Raw genomic sequence first — 26,793 nt, forward strand, 5'->3', positions numbered from 1 at the left:
GTGCGGCCTCCCATCGACGGCGGTGGGGCCGAGGCTAGGTCCTCTGCCTGGGAGCGAGGTGTGAGTCGGCCGCCCGGTGTCCGTCCGGCCCCACCAGGGTGCAGGCACCCCGGTGCCCGGGACATCCGGGACGTCCCCCATTCCGCCCCTGAGACGTCGGCAGCGGACCGCAGGTCGCACGCTCACGGCGGGACCCTGCAGCGGGGCCGCTGGCGGTCAGCCGACGGTCAGCACCCCGGAGTCCGAGCGCACCAGCCGGCCGGCGTCGAGCGCCCGGGTCAGCGCGGCCTGCAGCAGCGGGGTCAGGGACGGCGTCCGGCGGCGGTAGCCGAAGACCTCGGCGGTGCGGACGAACAGCTCGTCCTCGGCCACCTCGCCCGCGGCCCGGCACAGCGCGGCCATGGCGTTGCCGACCTCCTCCGGCGCGACGTGCTCCAGGGGCCGGTCCGCGCTGGACGCCTGCCGACGGAATCCGGTCCAGCCGGCGCGGTCCAGCGACTCGGGCCAGGCGAAGTCGCCGTCGACGACGCCGTCGGGCAGCAGCCGCAGCAGGGCGTCGCGGCGGGCCTCGCTGACCCGGGACAGCCCGAAGGCGCCCGCCGCGATCCGCACCAGCCGGTCGCGGTGCACCGGGCCCTCGGCCTTGAGGCCTGCGGCCAGCACCCGCCGCACGGTGCGGGCGGCCCGAGGGTCGTCCAGCGAGTCGAGCGCCTTGCGCTCCAGGCCGCCCTTCGGGTTCCAGGGCGAGAACGCCGTCTCGCCGTCCAGCAGCGGAGCGGCGGGCTTCCGCGGCGCCCGACGGGCCGGCCGGGCGGCGGTCGGGGTCGCCGGGGTGGGCTCCGGCGCGGCGGGGTCCGCCGGGGCCTCGACGGCGGTCTCCGCGGAAGGGGCCGCTCCGGTCACCACGGTCCCGACCACGGCCGGCGGCGCGGCCCGCAGCGGCACCACCGCGCGGACCTCGGGCGCCGGGGGCTCGGCGGGCGCGGGCACCGGCGGGACGGCCATCTCAGCGGGGATGACCGGACCCGGGACGGCGGGAGCCGGGGTTGCCCGACCCGGGACGCCGGGAGCCGGAGGAGCCGGCGCCCGCGCGGGGACCGGCACCGCCGCGACGGCGGCGACCAGCCGGTCGAGCACGGCCTCGCGGTCGCGCAGCCAGGTCGGGAGCCAGACCCGCTCGACGGCGGGCCAGCCGAGCATCCCCGACAGCACCTCGACCGGCAGGCCGTCGCGGTCGCCGACCGTGCGCCGCCGGGCCCACGCCGGGCCGTCGAGCAGCACGGCCATCACCGGCTCGTCGGGCGTCTCGGTCCGGGCCACCGACAGGTCGACGCGGAAGTCCGAGAGGCCGACGTCGGTGCGCACGCTCAGGCCCCGGTCGCGCAGCGCCGCGGCGATCTCCTCGCGGTGCCGGTCCGGGACGGCGACCGGCCGGGCCTCGCGCGGCAGCGCGTCGGTGCCGAGCGCGGCCAGGTCGAGGTAGGCGCGCAGGTGCTTCACGCCGACCGACGAGGTCTGCTCGGCACGCAGCTGCGCGGGGTCGAACGAGGACACGACGACGACCTGCCGGCGGGCGCGGGTGACCGCCACGTTGAGCCGCCGCTCGCCGCCGACCCGGTTGAGCGGGCCGAAGTTCAGCGGCAGCACGCCGCGGTCGTCGACGCTGAAGCCGGTGGAGAACAGCACGACGTCGCGCTCGTCGCCCTGCACGTTCTCCAGGTTCTTGACGAACAGCCCCTCGCCGTCGGTGCGGTCCAGCGCCTCGACCAGCCGCTCGTCGCCGGCGTCGCGGAGCAGGCCCTCGATGTAGGCCCGCTGCTGGGCGTTGAAGGTCACCACGCCGATCGAGGGCAGCGCGTCCGGGGAGGCGTCGCAGCGGCGGCGCACCTCCGCCACGACCGCCTTGGCCTCCATCGGGTTGGTGCGCAGCAGCCGCCCGGCGCCGGTGCGGTGGAAGGTGCCGTTGACCCGGACCAGCGAGATGCCGCGGCCGTCGACGTCCGCCGAGGGCCGGCCGTGCGTCGGTGCGGGGAACGACGAGAGCCGGTTGTCGTAGTAGTTGGCGTTGCTGAACGCGATCAGCGACTCGTCCTGGCTGCGGTAGTGCCAGGACAGCCACTGCCGCGGCACCCGGGCCTGCACGCACTCGGAGAGGATCGACTCCTCGTCCTCGACCGAGGTGCCCAGCAGCTCGACCGCGTCGTCGTCGGGAACGCCGTAGGTCGGCTCGGCGAAGGACGTCGGCGGCATCTGCCGGCTGTCGCCGACGACGACCGCCGCCCTCGCCCGGCCCAGCGCGCCGACCGCGTCGGCCACCCGGATCTGCGAGGCCTCGTCGAAGACCACCAGGTCGAACAGGCCGGCCTGCGCGGGGAAGAACCGCGCCACCGAGTCGGGGCTGACCAGCACGCACGGCATCACCGTCGTCACCAGCCGGCCGTGGCGGGCCAGCAGCGCGCGCACGCCGAGCCCGCTGCGGGCCTTGGCCAGCTCCCGCTGCAGCGCACCGACCTCGCCGTCGTCGCCGGCGCCGTCGAGCGACCGGGCGGCGAGCACCGAGGCGGGCAGCGCCGAGCGCAGGTGCGCCCGCACCGCCCGCGAGGCGGCGGTGAACCGGGTGATCGCCCGCTCGTGCGCGTCGGCGTCGAAGTCGTCGAGGCCGGCCGCGTCGCGGCGCTCGGTGACCGAGGCCCGTGCCAGCCCGCGCTCGAAGGCCCGGACGGCGTCCTCGGCGGGCAGCTCGCCGGTGACCAGCAGCGCCCGCGCCTCGTGCAGACCGGCGGCGCGCAGCGGCTCGAGGGTGTCGACCAGGTCGGCCCAGCGCCGCAGCGACATCAGCCCGGTGTGCTCGACGCCGCGCTCGGGCCGGGTCATCTGCCAGCGCAGCACCAGGCCGTCGTCGCCGGCCCACTCGGCCAGCCGCCGCGGGTTGCTGCGGCACACCCTCACCAGCGCGGTGACCGCGTCGCGCAGCCGGGCGACGGCGGCGCCGGCGGTCGGGTCGGGGCCCTCGCCCTGCACGACCCAGCGGCGCAGCGCGACGGCGAACTCGCTGGCGCTGTCGGTGGCGGTGCCGGCCCGCTCCAGCCACTCGACCTGGCCGACCAGCAGCTCCGGCTCGGCCAGCGGGTTCCAGGTGGGCGGCACGACCAGGCCGGGGATCACCGAGGCGCGGGCGACGATGCCCTGCGCGGCCGTCTGCAGCCGCCACAGCTGCGCGGTCAGCTCCGGGACGTCGCCGAGCCCGACCTTCACGCCCGGCCGCAGCACCGGCTGCAGCTGGTCGCGGACGGCCCGCAGCCCCGCGCGGCGGGCCAGGAACCGGCCGGCCTGCGCGGTCTGCGCGGCGACGTAGAGGTCGGCGAGCGGCAGCTCCAGCGCGGCCGGGGTGGCCAGCTCCATCCCGGGGTGGACGGCGCCGGAGAACGCCGCGACCTCGCCCAGCACGGTCGTCGTCGCCACGTTCCAGCGCTCGGTCGGCACCTCGTCGAGGACGTCGAGCGTCGTCGCCGGGCCGCAGAGCAGGTGGGCCAGCGCGTCGAGGTCCGCGGGCGTGCGGACCTCGCGCAGCACCCGGGCCAGGTGCGGCTCGCTGGGCAGGTCGCGGACGGCCTGGTCGACGGCGGCGGCGGCCTGCTGGGCGGCGAGCAGGTCGACCCGCGCGGTGTCCACGAACGCCCACGCGTGCCGCGGAGAGGGGCGCACCAGGTCGGCGATGTCGGGCAGCAGCGCCAGCGCGCGGCGGACCGCGGTGAGCGTCTCGGCCGAGGCGGCGGCCACGAACGCGGGGGAGACCGGCAGGCTCGGGACGCCGTCGCGCCGGGCCAGCGTCGCCGTCCGTGCCGTGTAGTACGACAGCCCGGCGGCGTTCTCGGCGTGCAGCCGCTCGGCGTAGCGGGCCAGGGTGCGGCGGGCCGAGCGCAGGTCGTCGGAGTCGGCGGTCAGGCCCTCGTCGTCGACGGCGACCGCGTGCTCCAGCGCGGCCTGCACCTGGGCGCGCACCACCGAGGCCTTGGCGCCCTTGTCGTGCAGGTCGAGCGCGAACGGGCCCATGCCCACGGCCTCCAGCCGCCGCGCGACGACGTCCAGGGCCGCGCGCTTCTCGGCGACGAAGAGCACCCGCTTGCCGTCGGCGACCGCGCGGGTGAGCAGGTTGGTGATCGTCTGCGACTTGCCGGTGCCGGGCGGGCCCTCGAGCACGAAGGTGCGCCCCGCGGCGGCCTCGGCGACCGCGCGCAGCTGCGAGGCGTCCGCGGGTACCGGGCAGGCGGCGGCCAGCTCGTCGAGGTCGGTGGCGCCCGCGGTGTCGGGGACCGGGTCGACGAACGCCTCCGTGGGGCGGTGCACGAGGTGGTGCACCAGCGGGTTGGCGGTGAGGTCGGCCCAGTGCTCGTCGAGGTCCTTCCAGAGCCGGTACTTGGCGAACTGGAGGACGGCGAGGTCGGCGGTGGCCTCGACCCGGTGCGGCAGCCCGGCCTCGGCCAGCGCCTGGCGCATCGCCTGCAGCGCCTTGTCCAGATCGATGCCCGCGCCGTCCTCGCCGGGCTCGGTCAGCCCCGGGACGGCGAGGCCGTGCACCTGCCGCAGCTTCTCCAGCAGGCAGTAGTTCGGGGTGCTCGACCCGGTGTCGTCGAGCGCCAGCCGGTAGACGCCGTTGCGGCTGGTCGGGGTGAGGGTGACCGGCACCAGCACCAGCGGGGAGCGCAGCGGCCGCCCGTCGAGCTCCCACACGAGGCTGCCGAGGGCCAGGTACAGGTTGTTGGCGCCGGTCTCCTCGCGCACCGTCTTGGCCCGGTAGGCGAGGTTGCGCAGCCGCGGCAGGTAGCCGCCCTCGCTGACCTGGGCGTGCACCGCCCGGCGCTCGACGAGCACCTCGGCCAGCAGCGCGTCGGGCAGGTCGCGCGCGGCGGCCAGGCCGCGCTCGCGGTGCACGGCGGCGATCCGGTCGTCGGGGAGCAGCTGGACGGCGGTGCCGCTGTGCAGCAGGTCCTCCAGCGCGGCCAGGTGGGACGCCGGCACGGTCAGCGGCAGGCCGGCCCGCTCGCTGTAGTTGATCAGCCGGTTGCGCAGCGAGAGGTCCAGCAGGCTGTTCTTCCACTGCTGCACGCGGGCCGGGATCTCCGGGCGGCCGGACTGTGCCGACGACCCGCCCGCCCCCGGTGCCCGCTCGACCGGCCGCGCCGCGACGCTGTGCACCGCCGGCCGGTACTCGACGACCTGCACCGCGCCGTCCCGGCCGCGGGTGCGGGCCGGCAGCGGCACGATGCCGTCGCGCCGGGCGCGGTGGACGTCGGTGACGCCCAGGACCCGGTCGAGGTCGCCGGCGCCGGCCAGCCAGGCGCTGTAGGCGGGGGCGTGCAGGTCGGCGCCGGCCGAGCCGCGGCTGGTGAGCAGCGTGGTCTCGACCAGCCGGATCAGGCCGAGGTCGACGAGGTTGACCAGCGGGGCGACGTCGGTGGTGGCGACGCTCTCGGCGCTGCGCTCCTCGCGCCAGTACCCGAGGAAGGCGTGGCCCTCCGCCACCCACAGCAGCGGCCGGACGCCGGCCTGCTCCAACGCGGCGGCCAGCGTGACGACGGTGTCCAGGCAGGTGCCGACCCGCCCGTCGAGGACGTCGCCGGGGGTGCGCACCTTCTGCCCGACGTCGGCCCACGAGGCCGGGGGCTCGGTGTAGCGGATGGCGCGGCGCTGCATCGCCTCGGTGAGCGCGGCGACGATCTCGTCGACCCGCTCGGGGCCGGACTGGTAGCCCTGCACCGACCCGCTGCCGGTGCGCGCCTCCAGCAGGTCGGCGGCCTCGCCGATGAGCGTGGTCACCGACGGGTGGTTGGGCAGCACGTGCGCCGCGAGCATCTCCAGCGCCAGCGGCACGGGGGTGGCCAGCCACTGGTTGGCGGCCAGCACCTGCACCGGGACGGCGGTGCCGCCGACGTCCTCGCCGTCCACGAGCAGGTCGATCTCGATCGAGCCGGGCCGCTGCTCCTCGATCTGCAGCATCGCGGCGGGGTCCATGACCAGGCCGACGTCGCTGAGCACCGTCGTCTGGCCGGCGTCGAGGTCGACGAGCAGCTCGACCGGGCTGCCGATCGGGCCCTCGGCGTCGCGCACGCCCAGCCGCACGGTCGCGCCTCGCACCGCGGCGCCGTGGTTGGTGAACGCCAGGCGGGAGACGACCGGGACGCGGTTGTGGGCCAGCGCGTAGCTGAGCACCGGCGTCGACGTCGCCTGGATCGCGACGGCCGGCCGGGTGCCGGGGTCGGAGGGCCGGACGTGCGTGGTGCTCATGGCCTCCTGTCTACCGGTCCGGACGGAACGGTCCCCTCAGGTCACCGAGGCGTCTGGGACGGCTGTGACAGGTGTGCCGCGAAAGACCACGGAGCAGCCCCGGACCCCCTGCGGAGGGTCACACCGCCGCGGTCGCGCGCCGATGTGGGGCGCCGGCGGTCCCGATCCCAGCAGTGCCGGACCGCTCGTCCTGGCCGTGCGACCCGACCGTCTCCCTCGATCCCGGAGGACCCCATGACCCAACCGCCGTACGACCCGTCGGGCCAGTTCGCCACTGCCCCCCTCCCGCCGGCGCCCGCCACGAAGCCCTTCCACAAGCGTCCGGCGGTGTGGGCGGTGGCCGGAGCGCTGGTGGTCGGCGTGGGCATCGGCAACGCGGGAGGCGAGACGGGGGAGGCGTCGGCGAGCGCGACGTCGTCCAGCTCCTCCTCGGCGCCGAGCTCGGTGGCCGTCGCTCCCACACCTGCGCCGGTGACGGTGACGGTCACCGAGACGCCCGCCCCGGTCCCGACGCCGGCCACGGCCACGGCCACGGCTACGGCCACCACCCCCGTCGTCGACTTCGCCATGCCGGATCTCGTGGGGCTCGACCTGCAGACCGCGCAGAACGTCATCCAGGGCAACGGCGTCTTCCTCAGCCGCTCCCACGACCTCCTGGGGATGCGCAACCAGGTCCTCGACTCGAACTGGGTGGTGTGCACGCAGAACATCCCGGTCGGTCAGCAGGTGACCGGGGCCGCCGAGGGGTTGATCGACCTCGGCGTCGTGAAGCGCGAGGAGCCGTGCCCCTGAGCCGGCTCCGGTGATGTGCAGCTGGGGCGCGTCCTGTGACCGGGACGCGCCCCAGCTGCACATCGGCCAGGGTGCGAGCCGGCCGCGGGGCGGTCCCCCGCGCATTGTGCGGCGCCGCCGTCCGTGATCGGCTGCGGTGACGCCGGTCCGCGGGCCCGGCGACCGTCCCGGCGACACCCAGGAGCGAGGAAGGCATGAGCCTCACGGCCACCCCGGCGGACAGCGACACCGGCAGCGACCGGGCCCTGCGCGAGATCGAGGACCGCGTCCTCTGGCTGGCCACCGCGATCGTCCACCACGCCAACCGGGTGCGCCCGAACCCGGGCGGCCTCAAGGTCGGCGGGCACCAGGCCTCCAGCGCCTCGATGGTCACGATCATGACCTCGCTGTGGCTCGAGCAGCTGCAGGCGGACGACCGGGTCTCGGTCAAGCCGCACGCCTCGCCGGTGCTGCACGCGCTGGAGTACCTGCTCGGCCAGCTGGACGCCTCGTATCTGACGACGCTGCGCGAGTTCGGCGGCCTGCAGAGCTATCCCAGCCGGCTCAAGGACCCGGTGCCGGCCGACTACTCGACCGGCAGCGTCGGCATCGGGGCGACCGCGCCGATCTGGGGCGCCATCGCCCGCCGCTACGTCAACACCCAGCTCGGCGCGGGCGGCACCGGCCGGCAGTGGTCGCTGGTCGGGGACGCCGAGCTCGACGAGGGCGCGGTCTGGGAGGCCGTGCTCGACCCGATGGTGGCCGAGCTCGGCGAGGTCGTGTGGGTGGTCGACCTCAACCGGCAGTCGCTGGACCGCGTCGTCCCGATGATGGGCGCGACCCGGCTGCAGGGGATGTTCGCCGCGGCCGGCTGGCAGGTGCTCACCGTGAAGTACGGCCGCCTGCTCGAGGAGCTGTTCGCCCGGCCCGGCGGCGCGGCGCTGCGCGACCGGATCGACGCGATGTCCAACCCCGAGTACCAGCGGCTGCTGCGCCACGACCCCGCCGACCTGCGCCGGCTGCTGCCGGGGGAGGGCCCGGGTGCGGCCGACATCGCCGCGCTGATCGCCGACCTGCCGGACGCCGACCTGCGCGCCGCGGTCCGCAACCTCGGCGGGCACGACCCCGCCGCCCTCCGCGCCGCCTTCGCGCAGATCGACGACACCCGCCCGACGGTGGTCCTCGCCTACACGCTCAAGGGGTACGGGCTGGCGACCGAGGGCCACCCGCAGAACCACTCGGCCCTGCTGACCGAGGCGCAGCTGCACGAGCTCGCCGCCCGGGTGGGCGCCGACCCCGCCGACCCGTGGGCGGGCCTCCCGGCCGACGGCGACGCGGCCCGGCTGCTGCGCGACGCCGCGCAGCGGCTGCGCCGCCGGGCGTACGAGGCGCAGGCCGCCCCGCCGGTGCCTCCCGACCTGGGCCGCACGCCGTCGGGGACGGCGACCACGCAGGCGGCGCTGGGCCGCACCCTGCTCGACCTCAACCGCGCGGCGCCCGAGGTGGGCCGGCGGGTGGTCACGGTCAGCCCCGACGTCAGCTCCTCGACCAACCTCGGCGGCTGGGTGAACAAGGTCGGAGTCTGGTCGCACGAGGACCGGCGCAACTGGTTCGCCGACGACGCCGAGACGATCCTGCACTGGCGGGAACGCCCCTCCGGCCAGCACATCGAGCTGGGCATCGCCGAGACCAACCTGGTCGGCGCCATCGGCGAGCTCGGCGCGACCTGGAGCCGCTGGGGGCAGCCGCTGCTGCCGATCGGCGTGCTCTACGACCCGTTCGTCGAGCGGGCGCTGGAGCCGTGGTCGTTCGGCATCTACGCGGGCGGGCAGTCGATCCTCGTCGGGACGCCGTCGGGCGTGACGCTGGCCCCCGAGGGCGGTGCGCACCAGTCGATCACCACGCCGTCCCTCGGGCTGGAGCAGCCCGGCTGCACCAGCTACGAGCCGGCGTTCGCCCTCGACACCGAGTGGTGCCTGCTCGCCGCGCTGTCCCAGCTGGGCCGGCCCGGCGGGTCCTCGGCCTACCTGCGGTTGTCCACCCGGCCGGTGGACCAGGCCCTGGCCGCCGTCCCGGCCGACCCGGCCGCACGCGAGCGGCGCCGCAGGCAGGTCGTCGCCGGCGCCTACCCGCTGCGCCGGTCCGCCCGGCCGGTGGTGACCCTCGCGGCCATGGGTGCCCTGGTGCCCGAGGCGCTCGCCGCCGCCGAGCGCCTGGAGGCACTGGGTCTCGGGGCCGACGTGGTGTGCGTGACCAGCCCCGGCCTGCTGTTCCGGGCGCTGCAGGGCCGTCGTGGGCTCGACGAGGCCTCGGTCTGGGTGCTCGACAGCGTGTTCGCGGCGGAGCGGGCGGCGCCCATGGTCACGCTCCTGGACGGGCACCCGCACACGCTGGCGTTCCTGGCCGGCGTCCGGGGCGTGCCGGCCACCCACCTGGGCGTCACGGCCTTCGGGCAGAGCGGCGACCTGGAGAGCGTCTACCGGCACCACGGCCTCGACGTCGACTCGATCGTCGGGGCCGCCCTGGACCTGGTCGACTGAGAGGCTGCCGGCATGGCTGACGCGCAGCGCCGGGAGTCCGGACTCGTCGTGGAGGCGCGGGGGCACGTCCGCGTGCTCACCCTGGACCGGCCGGAGCGCCGCAACGCGCTGTCCAGCGCGCTGCAGGCCGACCTGGTCGAGGAGCTGCTGCGCTGCGGGGAGGACGGCGACGTCCGCGCGGTCGTCCTCGCCGCCAACGGGCCGGCGTTCTGCGCCGGGTTCGACCTCGACGAGATCCGCGAGCTGGACCGCCGCGGCGAGCGCTTCCGCCCGCCCATGGACCGGCCCACCCGCGCGCTGTTCGAGGTGGTGACCGAGGTCCCGGTGCCGGTGGTCGCGGCGATCGCCGGTGCCGCCGTGGCCGGCGGGTTCGAGCTGGCGCTGGCCTGCGACCTGCGGGTCGTCGCGCCCGGCGTCCGCATGGGGCTGCCCGAGGCGAAGATCGGCATGGGCGCCAACTTCGGCTCCGTCGTCCTGCCCAAGCGGATCCCCATGGGCATCGCCCTGGAGCTGCTCTACACCGGCGAGTACGTGAGCAGCGAGGTCGCCGAGCGGTGGGGACTGGTCAACCGCCTCGTGCCGGCGGACGACGTGCTGCCCACCGCGCTCGGGCTGGCCGACGCGATCGCCGCCAACGCCCCGGTGTCGGTGCGCCGGATGAAGGCGACCGCGGTCAAGGGCCTGGAGCTGCCGCTGTGGCAGGCGCTGCGGCTGGACGTCGGCCCGAACCCGTACCTGTCCGAGGACCGCAAGGAGGGCATCGCCGCGCAGCGCGAGAAGCGCGCCCCCCGGTGGAGCGGGCGCTGACTCCCTCCGCCCGCCTGCCCGCGGCCGGGAGCCGGAGTCTGCGGGACCACTGACGGCCCCATCCACGGAAGCGACCATGACCTCCACCGACCCGGGCGCCGGCCCCGTCGGCCCCCGGCCCGACCCGGCCCAGCCCGTCCCGGCTCCCCAGGGGCCCTGGGCCCCGCCGCAGCAGCCGGGTGCCTGGATCCCGCTGCAGGACGGCGCCTACTCGGTGCCCGGCTCGGCGCCCGGCAGGGCGAAGACGTGGCTGCGGGTGGGCGCGCCGATCGCCGTGGCCGGCGTCGTGGGCCTGGGCTCCCTGGGCGGCTGGCTGGGCTGGGGCGACCCCGAGGTCGACGACTGCGTGCAGATGGTTGGGGCCACCAGCTTCGATGTCGTCGACTGCGGTTCGTCCGACGCGGAGTACCGCGTCGTCGGGATCGAGGACGAGGAGATGGACTACCCCGCGTTCATGGCCGACCCCGACGTCTGCACCGGCTTCGAGTCGACCGAGGTCGCGCTGTGGATCGGCGGGCTGGAGACCGAGCCCGGCACGGTCTTCTGCGCCGAGCCGACCGGGGCCGGCGGCCTGTAGCCACCTCTCCGCGAGCTCAGCCTCTGCTTACTCCTGGAAGCAGGGGTGGACGAGCTCAGCCCCTGCTTACCCCTGGGAGCAAGGGTGGACGAGCTCAGCCTCTGCTCCCTCCTGTACGCAGGGGTTGAGGTCTCGGAGGGGAGGGGGCGGGATGCCGAGGACCAGTGCGGGGCTGTTGCTCTACCGGCGCCACCCCGAGCGCGGCGTGGAGGTGCTCGTCGGGCACATGGGCGGGCCGTTCTGGGCGCGCAAGGACGCCGGCGCCTGGTCGATCCCCAAGGGGGAGCACGGCCCGGACGAGGAGCCGCGGGACGTCGCCCTGCGCGAGTTCGCCGAGGAGCTGGGTTCCCCGGCACCGGTCACCGACCTGGTGCCGCTCGGAGAGGTCCGCCAGTCCGGCGGCAAGCGGCTCACCGCCTGGGCCGCGGAAGGCGACCTCGACGCGGCGGCCGCGGTCAGCAACACCTTCTCCCTGGAGTGGCCGCCGCGCTCGGGCCGCGTGCAGGAGTTCCCCGAGATCGACCGCGCCGCCTGGCTGACCGTCGACGAGGCCCGCGAGAAGCTGGTGACGGGCCAGGTGCCGCTGCTCGACCGGCTGCTCGACCTGCTCGCGTGATCGTCGCGCAACGGTTGGACGACAGCTCGTCCCACCCGTCCCACACCGCCCCGGAGCAGGCCGCCGTCCTGGCAGGCTCCCGGCCGAGCGAAGTCGCCGGACTTCCGAGGACGAGGAGGACGCCGATGTCGGCGTGTGCGAAGTGCGGTGCGGCCCGTCAGGCGGGCCGGTTCTGCGTCGGCTGCGGCGCGGTGGTCCCGGTGGCCCCGGCGCGGCCCCGGACGCCGCTGGCCGACGAGCTCACCCAGCCGGTGCTCCGCTTGGACCGCCCGTCGAAGCCCGCCGTCCCCGCGCGCTGAGCCGACCCGTCCACCCCAGTCGACACGTCGACCCGTCGACGTGTCGTGATGCGGTTCACAGCAAGCACTGCGCTTGCAGGAGTTAGCAGGCGGGCGATCGTGGGCAAGACTCCAGACGTCAGGTCATCCCCGATGTCTGGAGTTCCCCAAGTCATGACCGACAACGCCAAGATCATCAACCAGCTCCGCGCCCTCGTCCTGCTGACCCAGACCGAGGAGCAGGTCGCCCGCACCCGCGTCTCGCAGGCCCGCACCGAGGCCGTGCGTCGTGAGCTCACCCAGAACGCCGACAACGCCGCCGAGCGGACCCGGGTCATCACCGACCAGCTGCGCGCCCTCGGTGGCGTGCCGGACGTCGTGACCCCGGCCGTGGGCCGCCTCTCCGCCGTCCTCAAGGCCGGCTTCGAGCAGGCCGAGCCGCTCGAGGAGGCGCTCCTGCAGGACCTGTCGCTGGAGCACCAGCTGCTCGACCGCGCCACCTACCTCAAGGTGCTCGCCGAGCAGGCCGAGCTGCCGAAGGTCCGCCAGCTCGCCGAGCGGCTGGTCACCGCGCACAAGGCCACGGTCGAGTGGCTGACCGTCGTCCTCGCCGAGGAGGCCATGGGCGGCCCGGCCGCGCTGCAGGCCACCGCGCTGCAGCGGGTCGCCGGCACCGCCGCCCGCGCGGCCAACGCCCCGGTCCGCTTCTGGGCCAACCGGGTCAACGAGGTCGTCGAGTCGGTGCACCAGCGTCGTGAGCAGGCCGGCGAGCGGCTGAACGAGGCGTCCGACAAGGCCTCCTCGTTCACCGACGCCGTCCGCGAGACGCTGACCGTCGGCCGCAGCGCCGCGCTGCGCCGGGCCGAGCGGATCGCCCGCCGCGAGGGCAACAAGGACGCGGCGAACGCCGCCAAGGCCGCCCGCGAGGAGCTCGGCGACGTCAGCGCCGACGAGCTGCCGATCAAGGGCTACGACTCGCTGTCGACCCAGGACGCCATCAAGGCGGTCAAGGAGCTCAAGAGCGCCCACGACGTCCGGGTGATCATCCGCTACGAGGAGACCCACAAGAACCGGACCAGCGTCGTCAACGCCACGCAGACGCAGCTGGCCGCGCTGGCCAAGGAGGCCGTGGGCGTCTCCGAGTGACGCTGCACCACCCCTCGCGAGGGCCCGTTCCCACCCCGGGAGCGGGCCCTCGCGGCTGTGGGGAGGGGCTGCCCGTGCACGTCCGGGCGCGGTCGGTCCGGGCTCGCCCGATCGGGGAGATCTCGGTCGCACCTCGTTTGACCTGCGGCGCACCCCGGGGATGGGATGCCGCATGAGCATCACACCCGACGCCCTCGAACAGGAGTTCTCCCTGACGACGGCCGTCACCCGCCTGGACTTCCTGGCCCGGCGGGACAGCGGGGAGACCACGCTGAACACCGCGCAGGACGTCGACGCCGACGACTGGACCTCGTTCAGGTCCGCCACCACCTCGCTCGACGTCCCCGAGTCGCTGGAGCTGCTCGCGCTCGGCGAGGTGGTCGCGCACAAGGCCCGCGACAGTCAGCTGACCGGCTTCCGCGCCGCGCTGCGCGGCGGCGCCTCCTGGGAGCAGATCGCCGCGGCGCTCGACGTCCGGCCCGAGGAGGCCTGGACCCGCTACCACCAGCTCATCGAGCGCCAGGAGCGCGCCCGCGTGCTCGACGCCGACGCGGCCGCGGCCGCCCGCGAGCTCGCCGGCACCCGCCCCCGCTGAGGGAGGACCCTCCTGCGGGGCCGTTCCAGCAGGCACTCGGCGCGCACGGGCCGGTTCCGCTGCGCGAGCCGATCCGCTGGACTTGCCCTGCCGGCGTCGTCCGCGGCAGCTGCCACGGGGCGCCGACGCGCGACAGCCCGAGCAACCGTCGAGGAGGAACGCGATGAGCCAGGCCACGGAGACCGGCGACGTCACCGGCACCAAGGACAAGGACTACAACCTCATCTGGTTCACCGAGCAGTGCCTGAGCAACGCGCTGCGGCTGGAGACCTACATCCAGGACGCGGAACGGGACGGTGACAACGAGCTCGCCGACCTGTTCCGCAAGGCGCAGAGCGACAGCCGCAAGGGCGCCGAGCAGGGCAAGGCGCTGCTGCGCTCGCGCATGAGCAGCTGAGTTCCTGCGCCGGGGCCGGGGCCGGACGACGTCCGGCCCCGGCCCCTCCGCGTGTCCTCCCTAGGGCGCGATGTTCTGGTTGAGACGGAACAGGTTGCCCGGGTCCCAGGCGCGCTTGACCTCGCGCAGCCGCGCGTAGTTGGCGCCGTAGTTCTCGGCGACCTTCGGCGCGTCGTCGGCCGAGGCGAAGTTCGTGTATCCCCCGGCCTGGGAGTGCGGCGCGATCGCGGCGTAGTAGTCGCGGACCCAGCGGGTGTTGGCCTCGTTGTCGGCCGGGTCCGGCCACATCCCGGCGATCACCGTCGCGAAGTCCGCGTCCCGGTGCCCGAAGGCGGTCGCGTCCGACGGCACGTCGTGCACCGCCCCGTTGATCGGGTAGATGTGCACCGTCGAGTTGACGACCGGCACGCGGGGGCCGTGCTCGACGTGCGCGGCGATCGCCTCGTCGGTGAGCTCGGTGACGAACGCGGCCTTCCAGTAGTGCTGCAGGCCCGGTGGCACCAGCGGGTCGAAGGCGCTGTTGAGCGCCGGGTAGGGCATCGGCCCGACGTGCTCGGCGACCGGCATCGCCACCTCGCGCAGCCCGTCGATGATCCGCTCGCCCTCCTCGGCCGGCCCGGTGTAGCAGGACACCACCGCGGCGAACGGCTCGCCGACCCGGTCCGCCGGCACGAACGGCAGCGGCGGGGCGATTTGGAAGGCCGGGAAGCCGCCGTACTCGCGGGGCGCGTCGCGGATGAACTCGCGGAAGAACGTCAGCACCGCGGGCGCGTCGGAGAGCTCGAAGAACATCGGCCCGCCATAGATGGTCTCGACGGGGTGCAGCCGGTAGGTGAAGCGGGTGACGACGCCGAAGTTGCCGCCGCCGCCGCGCAGCGCCCAGAACAGGTCCGCGTTCTCGTCCTCGTCGGCGGTCACCACCCGGCCGTCGGCGGTGACCACCTCAGCGGCGATCAGGTTGTCGCAGGACAGGCCCGCGGCGCGGCACAGGTAGCCGATCCCACCGCCGAGGGTCAGCCCGCCGATTCCGGTGGTGGAGATGATCCCGCCGGTCGTGGCCAGGCCCGAGGCGGCGGTCGCGTCGTTGAACCGGCCCCACGTCGTCCCGCCGCCCGCGGACGCCGTCCGGGCGCCCGGGTCGACGTCCACCGCCTGCATCGACGACAGGTCGACGACGACCGCGTCGTCCGCGGTGCCGAAGCCGGGCACGGAGTGCCCGCCGCCGCGGACGGCGACCGTGCGACCGGTCTCCGCTGCGTACCGGACCGTGGCCACCACGTCGTCGGTGCCGGCGCACCGGACGATCAGGTGCGGCCGGGCCTCGATCATGGCGTTGTAGACGTGCCGCGCCTCCTCGTAGCCCGGGTCCTCGGGCCGGATCACCTGGCCCCGGATGCGGTCGGCGAGCGTGCCTGGCACCTGCGTGGTCATGGACCCTCCAGCTGTCGTCCGGAACGGTGGACGACGCCGGCGGGGGTGCGGCCCGGCCAGCAGCGCGCGGCCTCCGACCCGGGGACTGCGGGAGCTCGCTCCTGGCCCGGCGCAGCCCCCGTCGTCGCCGGCCGGGGCCGACCGTAGTGACGCCGCAGCCGCGCGGACAGGGACCATCGACCGTGCGCCGGCGGCGCGGCGCCGGTCGGCGTCAGCGCTGCAGCAGGGCGAACGTGGCGACGGCGTGCGCGACCGCCTCGCCGGCCTGCTCGACGTCGGCCTCGCAGACGGTGAGGTGCTTCCCGCGGGTGCGGACCCGGCCGGTCACGACGAGCACGCCGGGCTGCCCCGGCCGCAGGTAGGTGACGGTGAGCTGGCTGGTCGCCGGCACCTCGCCGTCCCCGGTCGTGGTGCGCACCGCCTGGCCCATCGCGGTGTCGACCAGCGTGGCCACCACGCCCCCGTGCAGCGTCCCCGCCGGGTTCAGGTGCTCCTCGCGCACCTCGAAGGCGATCCGCGCGCCGCCGTCGTCGGCGTCCTCGACCTGCGCGCCGATCCGTCCTGCGAAGCCACCGGGGCTCGTCTGCTCGCTCATGCCGCCGCGCTACCCGCGCACGCACCCGCCGACGCACCGGCGGGGCTCGTGTCGCGGCCCCCGGGGCCCTAGCGTCGGGGCCGTCCCGCCGGCGCGGCCGGCGCCGTCGGGAGGAGCAGACATGAGCGAGCTCGCGAGCTCGTGCACGGGCACAGCAGTGCCGCGTACGTGGCCGACGAGCGCCAGCGAGGAGGGCTCGTGAGTGCACCGCAGCAGGTCCTGGACCGGTGGGCCGACGGTGAGCGGTTGTTCGCCACCGCACTGGGCCGGCTGACCGACGAGGAGCTCGACGCGGCCTCGCTGCTGCCCGGCTGGGACCGCCAGCACGTGGTGGCCCACGTCGCCCGCAACGCCGACGCGCTGGGCAACCTGCTGACCTGGGCGCGCACCGGGACCGAGACGCCCATGTACCCCTCGCGGGAGGCCCGCGACGCGGGCATCGCCGAGACCGCCGCGCTCGACGCGCCGCGGCTGCGCACCGAGCTGGTCGCCGCCACCGCCCGCTTCGCCGACGCCGTCCGCGGGTTGCCGGGGGGGGCGTGGGCCGCGCCGGTGCGCACCCTGCACGGCCGCGAGGTGCCGGCCACCGAGGTGCCGTGGATGCGCTGCATCGAGGTGGTCGTGCACGCCGTCGACCTCGACGCCGGCGTGGGCTTCGCCGACGTCGACGAGGGGGTGCAGGCCGCGATCTGCGAGGAGGTGCTCGCCTCGTGGGAGCGCCGCGGCGAGACGCCCGACGTCGTCGTCTTCGCCGGCGACCGCGAGTGGGGCAGCGGCGCGGTCGCCGTCTCCGGGTCGCTGCCGGCGGTCACCGGCTGGCTCACCGGGCGCAGCCGTGGGGAGGAGCTCACCGCGGACGGCGACCTGCCGGCCCTGCCCCGCTGGATGTGAGGCACACGCCGTCCCCGCTCGGCCCTGCGGCGGGCTGCCCTCCCGGGGCGGGCTCCCGCCGTCCGCCTGTCCCGTCGTCGTGCGCCGGGTGTGGTCCCGGCGCGGTCGGGGACCACGTCGAGCGCACAGCCACCGGAGCCGCGGTGGTGCCTGCGGCCGGCCGGGCAGCTGCTCGCGGCCGCGGATACCTGAACCTCACGGTCTCGTAGACTGCGGTGCGTCCGGCGTCACGGGGGCGTCGGACACCTCCCTCCGACCGCGCGGACCCGCGGTTGCACTCCGCGCTCGCCCGGGTACCGGGCACGGGCCCGCCCGCCCCCGACCCTCCGGAGTGGTCCGTGGACCCGACCGAGCCGCCCGTTCCCGAACTGCAGACCATGCCGCTGGGCCTCTACGACGTGGTGCAGTTCGCGATCCTCGGCGCGGGCTTCGCGCTGCTGGCCTACTTCCTGTACTCGCTGACCAGCCGGGACGAGGTCTCCGCGCGGTACCGGCCCTCGTCGTACGCGGCCCTCTGCCTCGCCGCGGTGGCGACGGTCGCCTACGCGCTGCTGTACCAGGACTGGGACAGCGGCTTCCGCCTCGAGGACGGCGTGTACGTGCCGACCGAGGAGGCGCGGACGACGGAGGGCACCCGCTACATCGACTGGTCGATCACGGTGCCCCTGCTGACCGTCGAGCTGCTGGCCGTCTGCTCGGTCGCCGGGTCCGCCGCCCGCCGGCTGCGCTCCAGCACCATGGCCGCGGCGTTCCTGATGATCGTCACCGGCTACCTCGGTGCCCAGGTGCTCGACCAGGGGCGGGACCGGACCGCCCTGCTCGTGTGGGGCCTGATCAGCACCGCCTTCTTCGGCTACCTCTACGTCGCGCTCATCGGTGCGGTGCGCCGGTCGCTGCCGACGATGGGCCCCGAAGCGGCCGTGAGCCTGCGGAACGCGACGATCGTGCTGCTGAGCAGCTTCGGGGTCTACCCGCTGGTCTATGCGGTGCCCGTCTTCGCCGACGTCACCCCCGCCTGGTTCACCGCCATGCAGGTCGGCTACTCCGCGGCCGACGTCGTGGCCAAGATCGGCTTCGGCGTCCTCGTGCACAAGGTCGCCAAGCTGCGCACCGCCGAGGACATCGCGGCCGGGGTCGACACCCACCCCGAACCGGTGTGGTCGAGCAACGTGCACAAGAGCGACGGCGTGCTGCCCGAGGTCGGGCGGGTCGCCCCGGCGGTGCTCGACCGGCTCGGCGCCGCCCCGGGCGGGCCGGTCCTCCAGCGGTCCGACGCGGTTGCCCGCGCCGCCGGCCGCCGCCGCGGGGACGCCTGAAGCAGGCCTCCGCGCCTGCAGACCCCGCCGCGGCCCCGTCCGGAGGCGTGCCGCGAGCTCGCGAGCGGTGAGGACGGGGTCCTCTTTCAGGGCAGCCGGGCCAGCAGCGCCCGGGCGAACGCCTCGGCCGACGGGTCGACCGGACCGCCCGCCGCCGCGGCGGCCCGCAGCCAGCCGGCCAGCGGCGCGGCCAGGACGGGGGAGAGCGCCGCGATCCACGCCCCCGTCCCCGCCCGCGCCTCGGCCACGTGCTCGGTGCCGCCGTCGGGGGAGTGCGCGACCACCTCGGGCCGGGTGGCCAGCAGGCCGCCGACCCGCCAGTCGCCGGACGTGGTCCGGGCGGCGAGCGCCTCCAGCCGGTCGGCCGCCGTCCGCAGCAGCAGAAGGACCCCGTCCTCCTCTGGAAGGACCCCCTTGCCCCCCGCCACTCGCAAGCTCGCGGCGGGACCCTGCAAGGCGGCCCTCAGAGGCTCGCGGCGAGCCTCTGGACGGGGCCGCCACGGTGAGGCAGGCGGGTCCCAGGCCGTCGGCTCGCGGCGCATGGGGACGTGCGGGATGCCGTCCTCGACGTAGCCCGGGCCGCTGCGCACGAAGCCGAACCGGGCGTACCAGCCCTCCAGGTGCGCCTGCGCGCCGAGGGTGATCGGCGCGCCCCCGCACAGCGCGATCCCGGCCTCGATCAGCCGCGCCGCCAGGCCCTCGCCGCGGTGCGCGGCCGCGGTCGCCACCCGGCCGATCGCGCGGGTGTCGCCGTCGTCGAGCACGCGGATGGTGGCCGCGATCCCGCCGTCCTCGTCGGCGAACCACAGGTGCACCGTGCCCGGCTCGACGTCCCGGCCGTCCAGCTCCGGGTACGGGCACTGCTGCTCGACCACGAAGACGTCGACCCGCAGCCGGCACAGGCCGTAGACCTCGGTGCCGGTCAGCTCGGCGAAGCGGGCCGTGCGCATGCGCAGCGGTGCAGCGGTCATGCGATGAGTTGTAGCCGACCGGGCAGGGCCGCCCCGCTGCCGCCCGTGGTACACCTTCTGCTGAGGTTTGGCTTGCCTATCTTCTGGAGCTCCTACGTGACCAGGCTCGTGCGGACCACCGCGACCGCCCTCTCCGCCCTCACCGTCGCCGGGGCGCTCGCCGGCTGCGGCGGAGGCGACGCGGGGGCCGCCGAGACGCTGACGGTGTACAGCGCCCAGCACGAGAGCCTGGTCCGCACGATGCTCGAGGGCTTCACCGACGAGACCGGCATCGCGCTGGAGTTCCGCGACGCCAACGACGCCGAGCTGGCCAACCAGATCGTGCAGGAGGGCGAGGCCAGCCCGGCCGACGTCTTCCTCACCGAGAACAGCCCGTCGATCGACGTCCTCGACCGCGAGGGCCTGCTGGCGCCGCTGGACCAGGGGACGCTGGACCAGGTCGGCGCGCAGTACCGGCCCGCGACGGGCAACTGGACCGGCTTCGCCGCCCGCTCGACCGTGCTGGTCTACAACCCCGCCCAGCTGCCGCAGGACCAGCTGCCGGCGTCGATCCTCGACCTGGCCGACCTCCGGTGGGAGGGCCGGATCGGCATCGCCGCGGGCGGCGCGGACTTCCAGGCGATCGTGGCCGGTGTCCTGGCGCTGCGCGGCGAGGAGGCGACCCGGGCCTGGCTGGAGGGGCTGCAGCGCAACGCGAACGTCTACCCCAGCAACAGCGCGGTGATGGTGGCCGCCGACGAGGGCGAGATCGACGCGGGCGTCATGTACCACTACTACTTCTACCGGGACCGCGCCGAGAACGGCCTGAAGAGCGACGACGCCGAGCTGCACTTCTTCCGCAACTCCGACCCGGGCGCCTTCCTCAGCGTCTCCGGCGCCGGCGTCCTGGCCTCCTCCGACCAGCCCGAGCAGGCCCAGCAGCTGGTCGCCTACCTGACCGGCCCCGAGGCCCAGCAGCGGCTGGCCGAGAGCAGCGCGCTGGAGTACGCCGTCGGCAACGGCGTCCCCTCGGCCGAGGTGCTGCCGCCGCTCGAGGAGCTGCAGGCACCGCAGGTCGACCCCGGGTCGCTGGACCAGCAGCGGGTCACCGAGCTGATGCAGGACGTGGGGCTGCTCTGAGCGCTCCCGCGTCGCCGGCCGCCGAGCCCGGGACGACGGCCCGGCCGGTCGTCCCGGGGCGGTCGCGCACGCGCGCCCCGTTGACCCTGCTGCTCGCCGTGGCGGTCGCGGTGCTCGCGCTGGTGCCCCTGGCGTTCGTCGTCGCGGAGGTGGTCGAGGTCGGCTGGGCCGGCGTGCGGGAGCTGGTGTTCCGCCCGCGGGTCGCCGAGCTGCTGGGCAACACCGCGCAGCTGGTCGTCGGCACGGTGCTGCTGTGCGCCGTCCTCGGGGTGGGCGCGGCCTGGCTGGTGGAGCGCTCGGCGCTGCCGGGACGGCGGCTCTGGCACGTGCTGCTGGTCGCGCCGCTGGCCGTGCCGGCGTTCGTCAACAGCTACGCCTGGATCTCGCTGCTGCCGGGGCTGGACACCTACGGCGGCGCGCTGCTGGTCGTGACCCTGTCCTACTTCCCCTTCGTGTACCTGCCGGTGGTCGCCGCCTTCCGCGGCCTGGACCCGGCCCTGGAGGACACCGCCCGCGGCCTGGGTCTCTCCGGCCCTGCTGTGTTCCGGCGGGTGCAGCTGCCGCAGCTGCGGGTGGCCCTGCTCGGCGGCAGCCTGCTCGTCGCGCTGCACGTGCTGGCCGAGTTCGGCGCGCTGCAGATGCTGCGCTACCCGACCTTCACCACCGCCATCTACGACCAGTACCGGGCGACCTTCAACGGGCCCGGCGCGACCGCGCTGGCCGGCGTCCTGCTGCTGCTCAGCCTGGGCCTGCTGCTCGCCGAGCTGCGGCTGCGGGGCGTGCGTGGCTACGCCCGCACCGGGGCGGGGGTGGCGCGCGCCGGGCGGCCGGTCCGGCTCGGGGCCCTCGCCGTCCCGGCGCTGCTGGGCCTGGGCGGGCTGGTCGCGCTGTCACTGGCCGTGCCGCTGGGCAGCCTGGCGCTGTGGATGGTGCGCGGCTCGTCGACCGCGCTGGACCGGTCCGCGCTGCTGGAGACCACGGGGACGACGCTCGGGCTGGCCGCGGTCGCCGCCGTCGTCACCACCGCGATGGCGCTGCCCACCGGCTGGCTCGCCGTCCGGGCGCGGGGCCGGGTGGCCACGCTGCTGGAGCGCAGCACCTACCTGGGCAGCTCGGTGCCGGCCATCGTCATCGCCCTCGCGCTGGTGACCGTCTCCCTCGAGGTCACGCCGTGGGCCTACCAGACCGTGCCGGTGCTGCTGGCCGCCTACGCGATCCTGTTCCTGCCCCGCGCGATCGTCACCGTGCGCGCCGCCGTCGAGCAGGCGCCGCCGCTCTACGACGACGTCGCCGCCTCGCTGGGCTCCTCGGCGGCCGACCGGCTGCGCCGGGTCACGCTGCCGCTGCTGGCCCCCGGCCTCGGCGCCGGCGCGGCGCTGGTGTTCCTGGCCGTGGTCACCGAGCTGACCGCCACGCTCCTGCTCGCGCCCATCGGCACCACCACGCTGGCCAGCGCCTTCTGGTCGGCCAGCAGTGCGCTGGAGTACGGCGCGGCCGCCCCCTACGCCGTGGTCATGGTGCTGCTGTCGGCGCCGGCCACCGTGCTGCTCTCCCGCGACGCCCGGCGGGGGCTGACGACGTGAGCCCCCGCCCCCTGACCCTCCGAGGACCGCTGCCATGAGCTCCCTGACCGTCACCGGCGTGACGAAGTCCTACGGCGCGACGCCCGTGCTCACCGGCGTGGACCTGCACGTGCCCGAGGGCGGCTTCACCGCGCTGCTGGGACCCTCCGGCTGCGGCAAGACGACGCTGCTGCGGCTGGTCGCCGGCTTCGACGACCCCGACCGCGGCACCGTCGAGATCGGCGGCCGCACGGTGGCCGGCGCGGGCCGCAGCGTGCCCGCGCGGCGCCGCCACATCGGCTTCGTGCCGCAGGAGGGCGGGCTGTTCCCGCACCTGTCGGTCGCCGGCAACGTCGCCTTCGGCCTGCCGCGCCGCCAGCGCCGCGACGCCGGCCGGGTGGCGGCGCTGCTGGAGCTCGTCGGCCTCGACGCCGCCCTCGCCGAGCGCTCGCCGCACCAGCTCTCCGGCGGCCAGCAGCAGCGCGTGGCGCTGGCCCGCGCGCTGGCACCCGCTCCGTCCCTGGTGCTGCTCGACGAGCCGTTCTCCTCGCTGGACGCCTCACTGCGCGAGGAGACGCGGCAGGCGGTCGCCGACGCGCTGACCGCGGCCGGCGCGACCGCGGTGCTGGTCACGCACGACCAGGCCGAGGCGCTGTCGATGGCCGACCAGGTGGCCGTGCTGCGCGGCGGGACGCTGGTCCAGCTGGCCGACCCGCGCACCCTCTACCGCAGCCCGCAGGATCTCGACGTCGCCACCTTCGTGGGGGAGTCGGTGGTGCTCGACGCCGACGTCCGCGGCGGCCGGGCGCACTCGGCCCTCGGCGTGCTCGACCTCGACCGGACCTGCCCCGACGGCCCGGTGCGAGTGCTCCTGCGCCCGGAGCAGCTACGGCTCGGACCGGCGGCCGGGGCCGGGCCGCGCGCCCGCGTGCGCGGCGTCGACTTCTTCGGCCACGACGCGCGGGTACGCCTCGAGCTGCCCTCCGGGGTCGAGTTCAGCGCCCGGCTGGAGGGCTGGGACCTGCCGGCGGCGGGGGACGACGTGACGGTCGGCGTCCTCGGCGCGGCGCTGCCGTTCCCGGGGGACGACGCGCGGGTACCGGCCTGAGTGTCGGCCGTGGGTTAGGTGTGCCTAAGCTCACCTGCGTGGACCTCTTCCTCTTCACGGTGGACCCCGGCTGGGGCGCCGACGTGGTGGCCGCGGGCGCGGCCGGGATCGTCGTGGACTGGGAGCGGCGCGGGAAACACCGCCGCCAGCTCGGCGAGGGGACCCAGATCAACAGCGACACCCCCGCCGACCTGAGCCGGGTGCGGGCGGCCACCGACGGCCGGGTGCTCTGCCGCGTCAACGGCTTCGGGCCGTGGACGCCGGCCGAGGTGGACGACGCCGTCGCACGCGGCGCCGACGAGCTGCTGCTGCCGATGGTGCGCACGGCCGAGGAGGTCGACCGGACCCTCGACCTGGTCGCCGGCCGCTGCGGGCTGGGCATCCTGGTCGAGACGCAGGACGGCGTGGCCCGCGCGGCCGAGCTGGCCCGCCGGCCGCTGTCGCGGGTCTACGTCGGCCTCAACGACCTGCGCATCGACCGCGGTGCGCAGCAGCTGTTCACGCCGCTGGTCGACGGCACGGTGGACGCCGTCCGCGCGGGGGTGCCCGGGGCGTTCGGCGTCGGCGGGCTGACCCTGCCCGAGGGCGGCGCCCCGGTGCCGGCCTGGCTGCTCGCCGCCGAGCTCGTCCGGCTGGGCGCGGACTTCACGTTCCTGCGGCGCTCGTTCACCGCCGACATGGCCGGGCGCAACCCCTTCGTCGAGGTGCCGCGGCTGCTCGCCGTCCTCACCGGCCTGGCGACGGCCACCGCGGACGAGGTGGCCGAGCGCCGGGCCGCCTTCGTCGCCGCCGTGACCGGGGTGCCCGCGGTCCAGTCGGCGTGAGGGCCCTGGTCACCGGTGCTGGCGGCTTCGTCGGCCGGCACCTGGTCGCCCGGCTGCGAGGCGACGGGTGGGACGTCGTCCCGCTGACGCGGGCGTCGGTCGACCTGACCGATGCGGTCGCTGCCGCCGCCGCCGTGCGGGCGGCCGACCCCGACGTCGTCTTCTCGCTGGCCGCCGCGCGCCGGAAGGCGACCCCCTCGGAGCGCGCCGACACCGTCGCGGTCAACACCAGCCCGTGGCTGGTCGACGCGCTGCCCGACCGGTGCCGGGCGGTGGTCCGGCTGGGGTCCTCGACCGAGTACGCCGCCGCGCCGGTGCCGCTGGCCGAGGACGCCGCCCTGCAGCCGCGCGGGTTCTTCGGCGCCACCAAGGCGGCCGGCTCGCTGCTGCTGCAGGCCGCCGCGGCCGAGCGCGAGGTGCGGTCGGCGGTGCTGCGCGCGTTCCAGGTGTACGGGCCCGGCGACCACCCGACCCGGCTGGTGCCGGTCGTGCTGGCGGCCGCGCGCACGGGCGGGGTGGTCCCGCTGCCGGCACGGGTGAGCCGGCGGGACTGGGTGTGGGTCGGCGACGTGGTGGACGCCTGCGTGCGGGCCGCCCTCGCCGACGACCTGCCGCCGGGGCAGGTGCTCAACATCGGCACCGGTGCGCAGACCTCGACCGAGGAGCTGGTGTCCCTCGCGTCGCGGGTGACCGGGCGGCCGATCGCCGTCGCGGCCGGCGCGCACCCGGGCCGCGACTGGGACACCGGCTGCTGGGTCAGCGACCCGTCGCTGGCGGCGTCCCGGCTGGGCTGGCGGCCCTCCGTCGACCTGGCCGAGGGGCTGGCCCGCACCTGGGCCGCGCTGTCGTGACCCGCGTCGCCGTCGTCGTCCCGGTGTACCGGAACGCGGCGACGCTGGAGGCGCTGGTCGACCGGCTGGGGACGGCGCTGGCCGGGCGGGACTGGCGGCTGCGGCTGGTGGTCGACGCGTGTCCTGCCGGCAGTGCCGACGTCGCCCTGCGGCTGGCCGGCCCGCGGGTCGGGGGGACCGTGCTCGAGGTGAACGGCGGGCAGCACGCCGCGCTGCGGCAGGGCCTGGCCGACGAGCCGGACGCCGACGTGTGGGTGTGCATGGACGCCGACCTGCAGGACCCGCCGGAGGCCGTGCCGCTGCTGCTCGACCGGCTGGCCGACGGGAACGTCGAGGCGGTGTTCGCCGGCCGGCGCGGGGCGTACGAGTCGTGGGCGCGGCGGGTGACCGGCGGGCTGCACCGCCGGGTGGCCGCGCGGCTGACCGGCCTGCCGCCGGACGCCGGCGCCTTCCTCGCTCTGGGCCCTGCCGTACGGGCCGCCGTGCTGGCTGCGGACGCCCCCAGCGTGGTGCTGGCCGTGGGGATGGCCCGGCGGCCGGTGGCCAGCGTGCCGGTCGCGCGGGACGTGCGACCGGAGGGACGCTCGGCGTGGACGGCGCGGGCGCGGCTGCGGCAGTCGGTGCGCTCGCTGTGGTGGGCGCTGCGTCGGCGGTAGCTCGACCGTGTGCTCCGAGGTCCGTCAAGCTCTCCCATTGTCCTGTGGACAGGCGGCTGGCCTGGGGATTCGTACTGCGGCGGCGCCCTCGACCGGCTAGACTTCGAACACTTGATCGATCCGGTGGGAGGTGTCGTGGACGAGCTGTTCGCCTCCCTCGACGCCTTGGCCGCCGAGGACCTGGCACCGCTGTTCGGCCCGGCGCTGCTGGAGCGGCTGGGCCCGCTGCTGGCCGCGCAGAACCGGCTCGCCGCCGAGGTCGCCCGCACGGTGCGCGCGTGTGAGGTGTCCGGTGCCGCGGAGGTCGACGGGCTCAAGACCATGGGCTCCTGGCTGCGCGGGCACGGCCACCTGGCGGTCGCGGAGGCCGCCCGGGTGGTGCGCACCGGTCGCGCGCTGGCGCACCTGCCCGCCCTGGCCGCGGCGTGCGCGGCCGGACACGTCACCGGTGAGCAGGCCGGGCTCATCGCGCGGGTGGCCGAGCCGGAGGCGCTCGCGCTGGCCGCTGGGCAGGGCGTGGAGCTGGCCGTGGTGGACACCGTGCTCACCGGCGTGGCCCTTACCGCTCCGTGCGCCGACGTGGCCAAGGCGGTGCACCACTACCTGGACCGGCTCGACGCCGACGGCCCGGAGCCCGACCCCACCGAGGGGCGCCGGCTTGCCCTCACCAAGCACGCCGACGGCAGCATCACCGGCCGCTTCGACCTGGACGTCGTCGGTGGGGAGAGGCTGCAGGCGGCGCTGGAGTCCCTCGTCCAGGCCGGCCGCTGTGCCGCCGATGAGCGCACACGAGCGCAGCGGCTGGCCGACGCGCTGGTGCAGCTGTGCGACAACCAGCTGGCCGCCGGCAGCCTGCCGACGCTGCGCGGGCACAAGCCGCAGGTCCTCGTCACGGTCGGCATCGAGGACCTGGTCGACCCGGCCACCGGCCGGGGCGCCGCCGGCCTGGGCTTCGGCGCGGCCATCTCCGCGGCGCGGGCCCGCTGGCTGGCCTGCGACGGGCAGGTGACCCGCATCGTCATGGGCCCCGGCGGGGTGCCGCTGGAGCACGGCCGCACGGTGCGGCTGTTCCCCGCCCACGTGCGCCGCGCCGCGGAGGTGCGCGACGGCGGCTGCGTGTTCGCCGGCTGCGCGGCGCCCACCTGGTGGTGCGACGTCCACCACCTGCTGGCCTGGATCGACGGCGGCGCGACCGACCTGGCCAACGCCGCGCTGCTGTGCGAGCGGCACCACACCAAGGTCCACCACGGCTTCCGCGTCGAGCGCCGACCCGACGGGCGATGGCGCACCCGGCGCCCCGACGGCACCGAGATCCGCACCGGCCCGGGCCGCACCGGACCACCCCTGGCCACCGCCGCCTGACCCCACACCCGCCGCAGCCGGCAGCCGACCGACGCCCACCTCCGGGGGCACCGGCCGGCTGCCGGCTACCCGCGCGTCGGCACCGGCGAGGAGCG

Annotated in this window: 22 protein-coding genes; 18 read left to right on the forward strand and 4 right to left on the reverse strand. The window is 75.9% G+C overall.

Translation table 11 applies throughout. The features are described from left to right. Window positions 1-216: 216 nt before the first annotated feature. Window positions 217-6,285 (reverse strand): DUF4011 domain-containing protein, encoded by a 6,069-nt coding sequence (locus tag BLS21_RS08810; protein ID WP_091216635.1) that lies wholly within the window; start codon window positions 6,283-6,285, stop codon window positions 217-219. 234 nt (window positions 6,286-6,519) lie between these two features. On the opposite strand from BLS21_RS08810, the gene BLS21_RS08815 reads away from it, so the two are divergent. The 9 genes from BLS21_RS08815 (at window position 6,520) to BLS21_RS08850 (ending at window position 14,012) form a co-directional block, all read left to right on the forward strand. Next, window positions 6,520-7,077, forward strand: a complete 558-nt coding sequence (locus BLS21_RS08815) for a hypothetical protein (RefSeq protein ID WP_091216638.1) — start codon at window positions 6,520-6,522, stop codon at window positions 7,075-7,077. A 194-nt stretch (window positions 7,078-7,271) separates the two neighbouring features. Further along, the gene (locus BLS21_RS08820; RefSeq protein ID WP_091216641.1) at window positions 7,272-9,596 is read left to right on the forward strand and encodes a transketolase-like TK C-terminal-containing protein; all 2,325 of its coding nucleotides are present in this window, start codon (window positions 7,272-7,274) and stop codon (window positions 9,594-9,596) included. 12 nt (window positions 9,597-9,608) lie between these two features. Continuing rightward, window positions 9,609-10,403 carry an enoyl-CoA hydratase/isomerase family protein gene (locus BLS21_RS08825; protein WP_091216643.1) on the forward strand — a complete coding sequence of 265 codons (795 nt, stop codon included), beginning with the start codon at window positions 9,609-9,611 and terminating at the stop codon, window positions 10,401-10,403. Window positions 10,404-10,479: 76 nt separating this feature from the next. After that, a complete protein-coding gene (locus tag BLS21_RS08830; protein ID WP_091216646.1) occupies window positions 10,480-10,980 on the forward strand; it encodes an LppU/SCO3897 family protein in 501 nt (166 codons plus the stop codon). A gap of 151 nt (window positions 10,981-11,131) precedes the next feature. After that, the gene (locus BLS21_RS08835; protein WP_091216649.1) at window positions 11,132-11,596 is read left to right on the forward strand and encodes an NUDIX hydrolase; all 465 of its coding nucleotides are present in this window, start codon (window positions 11,132-11,134) and stop codon (window positions 11,594-11,596) included. 125 nt (window positions 11,597-11,721) lie between these two features. Next, a complete protein-coding gene (locus BLS21_RS25095; RefSeq protein ID WP_175479511.1) occupies window positions 11,722-11,895 on the forward strand; it encodes a hypothetical protein in 174 nt (57 codons plus the stop codon). Between the two features lie 153 nt (window positions 11,896-12,048). Continuing rightward, window positions 12,049-13,020, forward strand: coding sequence for a hypothetical protein (locus BLS21_RS08840; RefSeq protein WP_091216652.1), 972 nt, complete (start codon window positions 12,049-12,051; stop codon window positions 13,018-13,020). A gap of 172 nt (window positions 13,021-13,192) precedes the next feature. Next, window positions 13,193-13,615 (forward strand): hypothetical protein, encoded by a 423-nt coding sequence (locus BLS21_RS08845; protein WP_091216654.1) that lies wholly within the window; start codon window positions 13,193-13,195, stop codon window positions 13,613-13,615. 163 nt (window positions 13,616-13,778) lie between these two features. Then, window positions 13,779-14,012 carry a hypothetical protein gene (locus BLS21_RS08850; protein ID WP_091216657.1) on the forward strand — a complete coding sequence of 78 codons (234 nt, stop codon included), beginning with the start codon at window positions 13,779-13,781 and terminating at the stop codon, window positions 14,010-14,012. 60 nt (window positions 14,013-14,072) lie between these two features. Here BLS21_RS08850 and BLS21_RS08855 read toward each other — a convergent pair whose 3' ends face one another. Both BLS21_RS08855 and BLS21_RS08860 read right to left on the reverse strand, forming a co-directional pair. After that, window positions 14,073-15,443 (reverse strand): FAD-binding oxidoreductase, encoded by a 1,371-nt coding sequence (locus tag BLS21_RS08855; protein WP_091216660.1) that lies wholly within the window; start codon window positions 15,441-15,443, stop codon window positions 14,073-14,075. Window positions 15,444-15,654: 211 nt separating this feature from the next. Further along, entirely contained in the window at window positions 15,655-16,038 is a 384-nt protein-coding gene (locus tag BLS21_RS08860; RefSeq protein ID WP_091216662.1) for a PaaI family thioesterase, read from the reverse strand. 198 nt (window positions 16,039-16,236) lie between these two features. Here BLS21_RS08860 and BLS21_RS08865 point away from each other — a divergent pair, with 198 nt between their 5' ends. Together BLS21_RS08865 and BLS21_RS08870 are read left to right on the forward strand one after the other, a co-directional pair. Next, complete coding sequence (locus BLS21_RS08865) at window positions 16,237-16,929, forward strand: maleylpyruvate isomerase family mycothiol-dependent enzyme (protein ID WP_175479512.1); 693 nt, start codon at window positions 16,237-16,239, stop codon at window positions 16,927-16,929. 338 nt (window positions 16,930-17,267) lie between these two features. Further along, complete coding sequence (locus BLS21_RS08870; RefSeq protein WP_217636059.1) at window positions 17,268-18,245, forward strand: bacteriorhodopsin; 978 nt, start codon at window positions 17,268-17,270, stop codon at window positions 18,243-18,245. Window positions 18,246-18,331: 86 nt separating this feature from the next. Here BLS21_RS08870 and BLS21_RS25850 read toward each other — a convergent pair whose 3' ends face one another. Then, complete coding sequence (locus BLS21_RS25850; protein ID WP_245700207.1) at window positions 18,332-19,216, reverse strand: GNAT family N-acetyltransferase; 885 nt, start codon at window positions 19,214-19,216, stop codon at window positions 18,332-18,334. A gap of 96 nt (window positions 19,217-19,312) precedes the next feature. Between BLS21_RS25850 and BLS21_RS08880 the strand changes: the two genes are divergently transcribed. The 7 genes from BLS21_RS08880 to BLS21_RS08910 all read left to right on the forward strand — a co-directional run bounded on the left by BLS21_RS08880 (window position 19,313) and on the right by BLS21_RS08910 (window position 26,698). Continuing rightward, complete coding sequence (locus BLS21_RS08880) at window positions 19,313-20,335, forward strand: iron ABC transporter substrate-binding protein (protein WP_091216668.1); 1,023 nt, start codon at window positions 19,313-19,315, stop codon at window positions 20,333-20,335. Window positions 20,336-20,415: 80 nt separating this feature from the next. Further along, window positions 20,416-21,918 (forward strand): ABC transporter permease, encoded by a 1,503-nt coding sequence (locus tag BLS21_RS08885; protein WP_091216670.1) that lies wholly within the window; start codon window positions 20,416-20,418, stop codon window positions 21,916-21,918. Window positions 21,919-21,952: 34 nt separating this feature from the next. Then, the gene (locus tag BLS21_RS08890) at window positions 21,953-23,005 is read left to right on the forward strand and encodes an ABC transporter ATP-binding protein (protein ID WP_091216673.1); all 1,053 of its coding nucleotides are present in this window, start codon (window positions 21,953-21,955) and stop codon (window positions 23,003-23,005) included. A gap of 38 nt (window positions 23,006-23,043) precedes the next feature. Then, window positions 23,044-23,829 (forward strand): aldolase/citrate lyase family protein, encoded by a 786-nt coding sequence (locus BLS21_RS08895; protein ID WP_245700208.1) that lies wholly within the window; start codon window positions 23,044-23,046, stop codon window positions 23,827-23,829. After that, window positions 23,826-24,680, forward strand: a complete 855-nt coding sequence (locus BLS21_RS08900) for an NAD-dependent epimerase/dehydratase family protein (protein WP_091216678.1) — start codon at window positions 23,826-23,828, stop codon at window positions 24,678-24,680. Before BLS21_RS08895 ends, BLS21_RS08900 begins: the two co-directional genes overlap by 4 nt. Beyond that, the gene (locus tag BLS21_RS08905; protein WP_091216679.1) at window positions 24,677-25,336 is read left to right on the forward strand and encodes a glycosyltransferase; all 660 of its coding nucleotides are present in this window, start codon (window positions 24,677-24,679) and stop codon (window positions 25,334-25,336) included. Before BLS21_RS08900 ends, BLS21_RS08905 begins: the two co-directional genes overlap by 4 nt. A 135-nt stretch (window positions 25,337-25,471) precedes the next feature. Next, window positions 25,472-26,698, forward strand: coding sequence for an HNH endonuclease signature motif containing protein (locus BLS21_RS08910; RefSeq protein WP_091216682.1), 1,227 nt, complete (start codon window positions 25,472-25,474; stop codon window positions 26,696-26,698). Window positions 26,699-26,793 lie beyond the last annotated feature (95 nt).

The sequence above is a fragment of the Geodermatophilus siccatus genome (assembly GCF_900103785.1).
Taxonomy (GTDB): domain Bacteria; phylum Actinomycetota; class Actinomycetes; order Mycobacteriales; family Geodermatophilaceae; genus Geodermatophilus; species Geodermatophilus siccatus.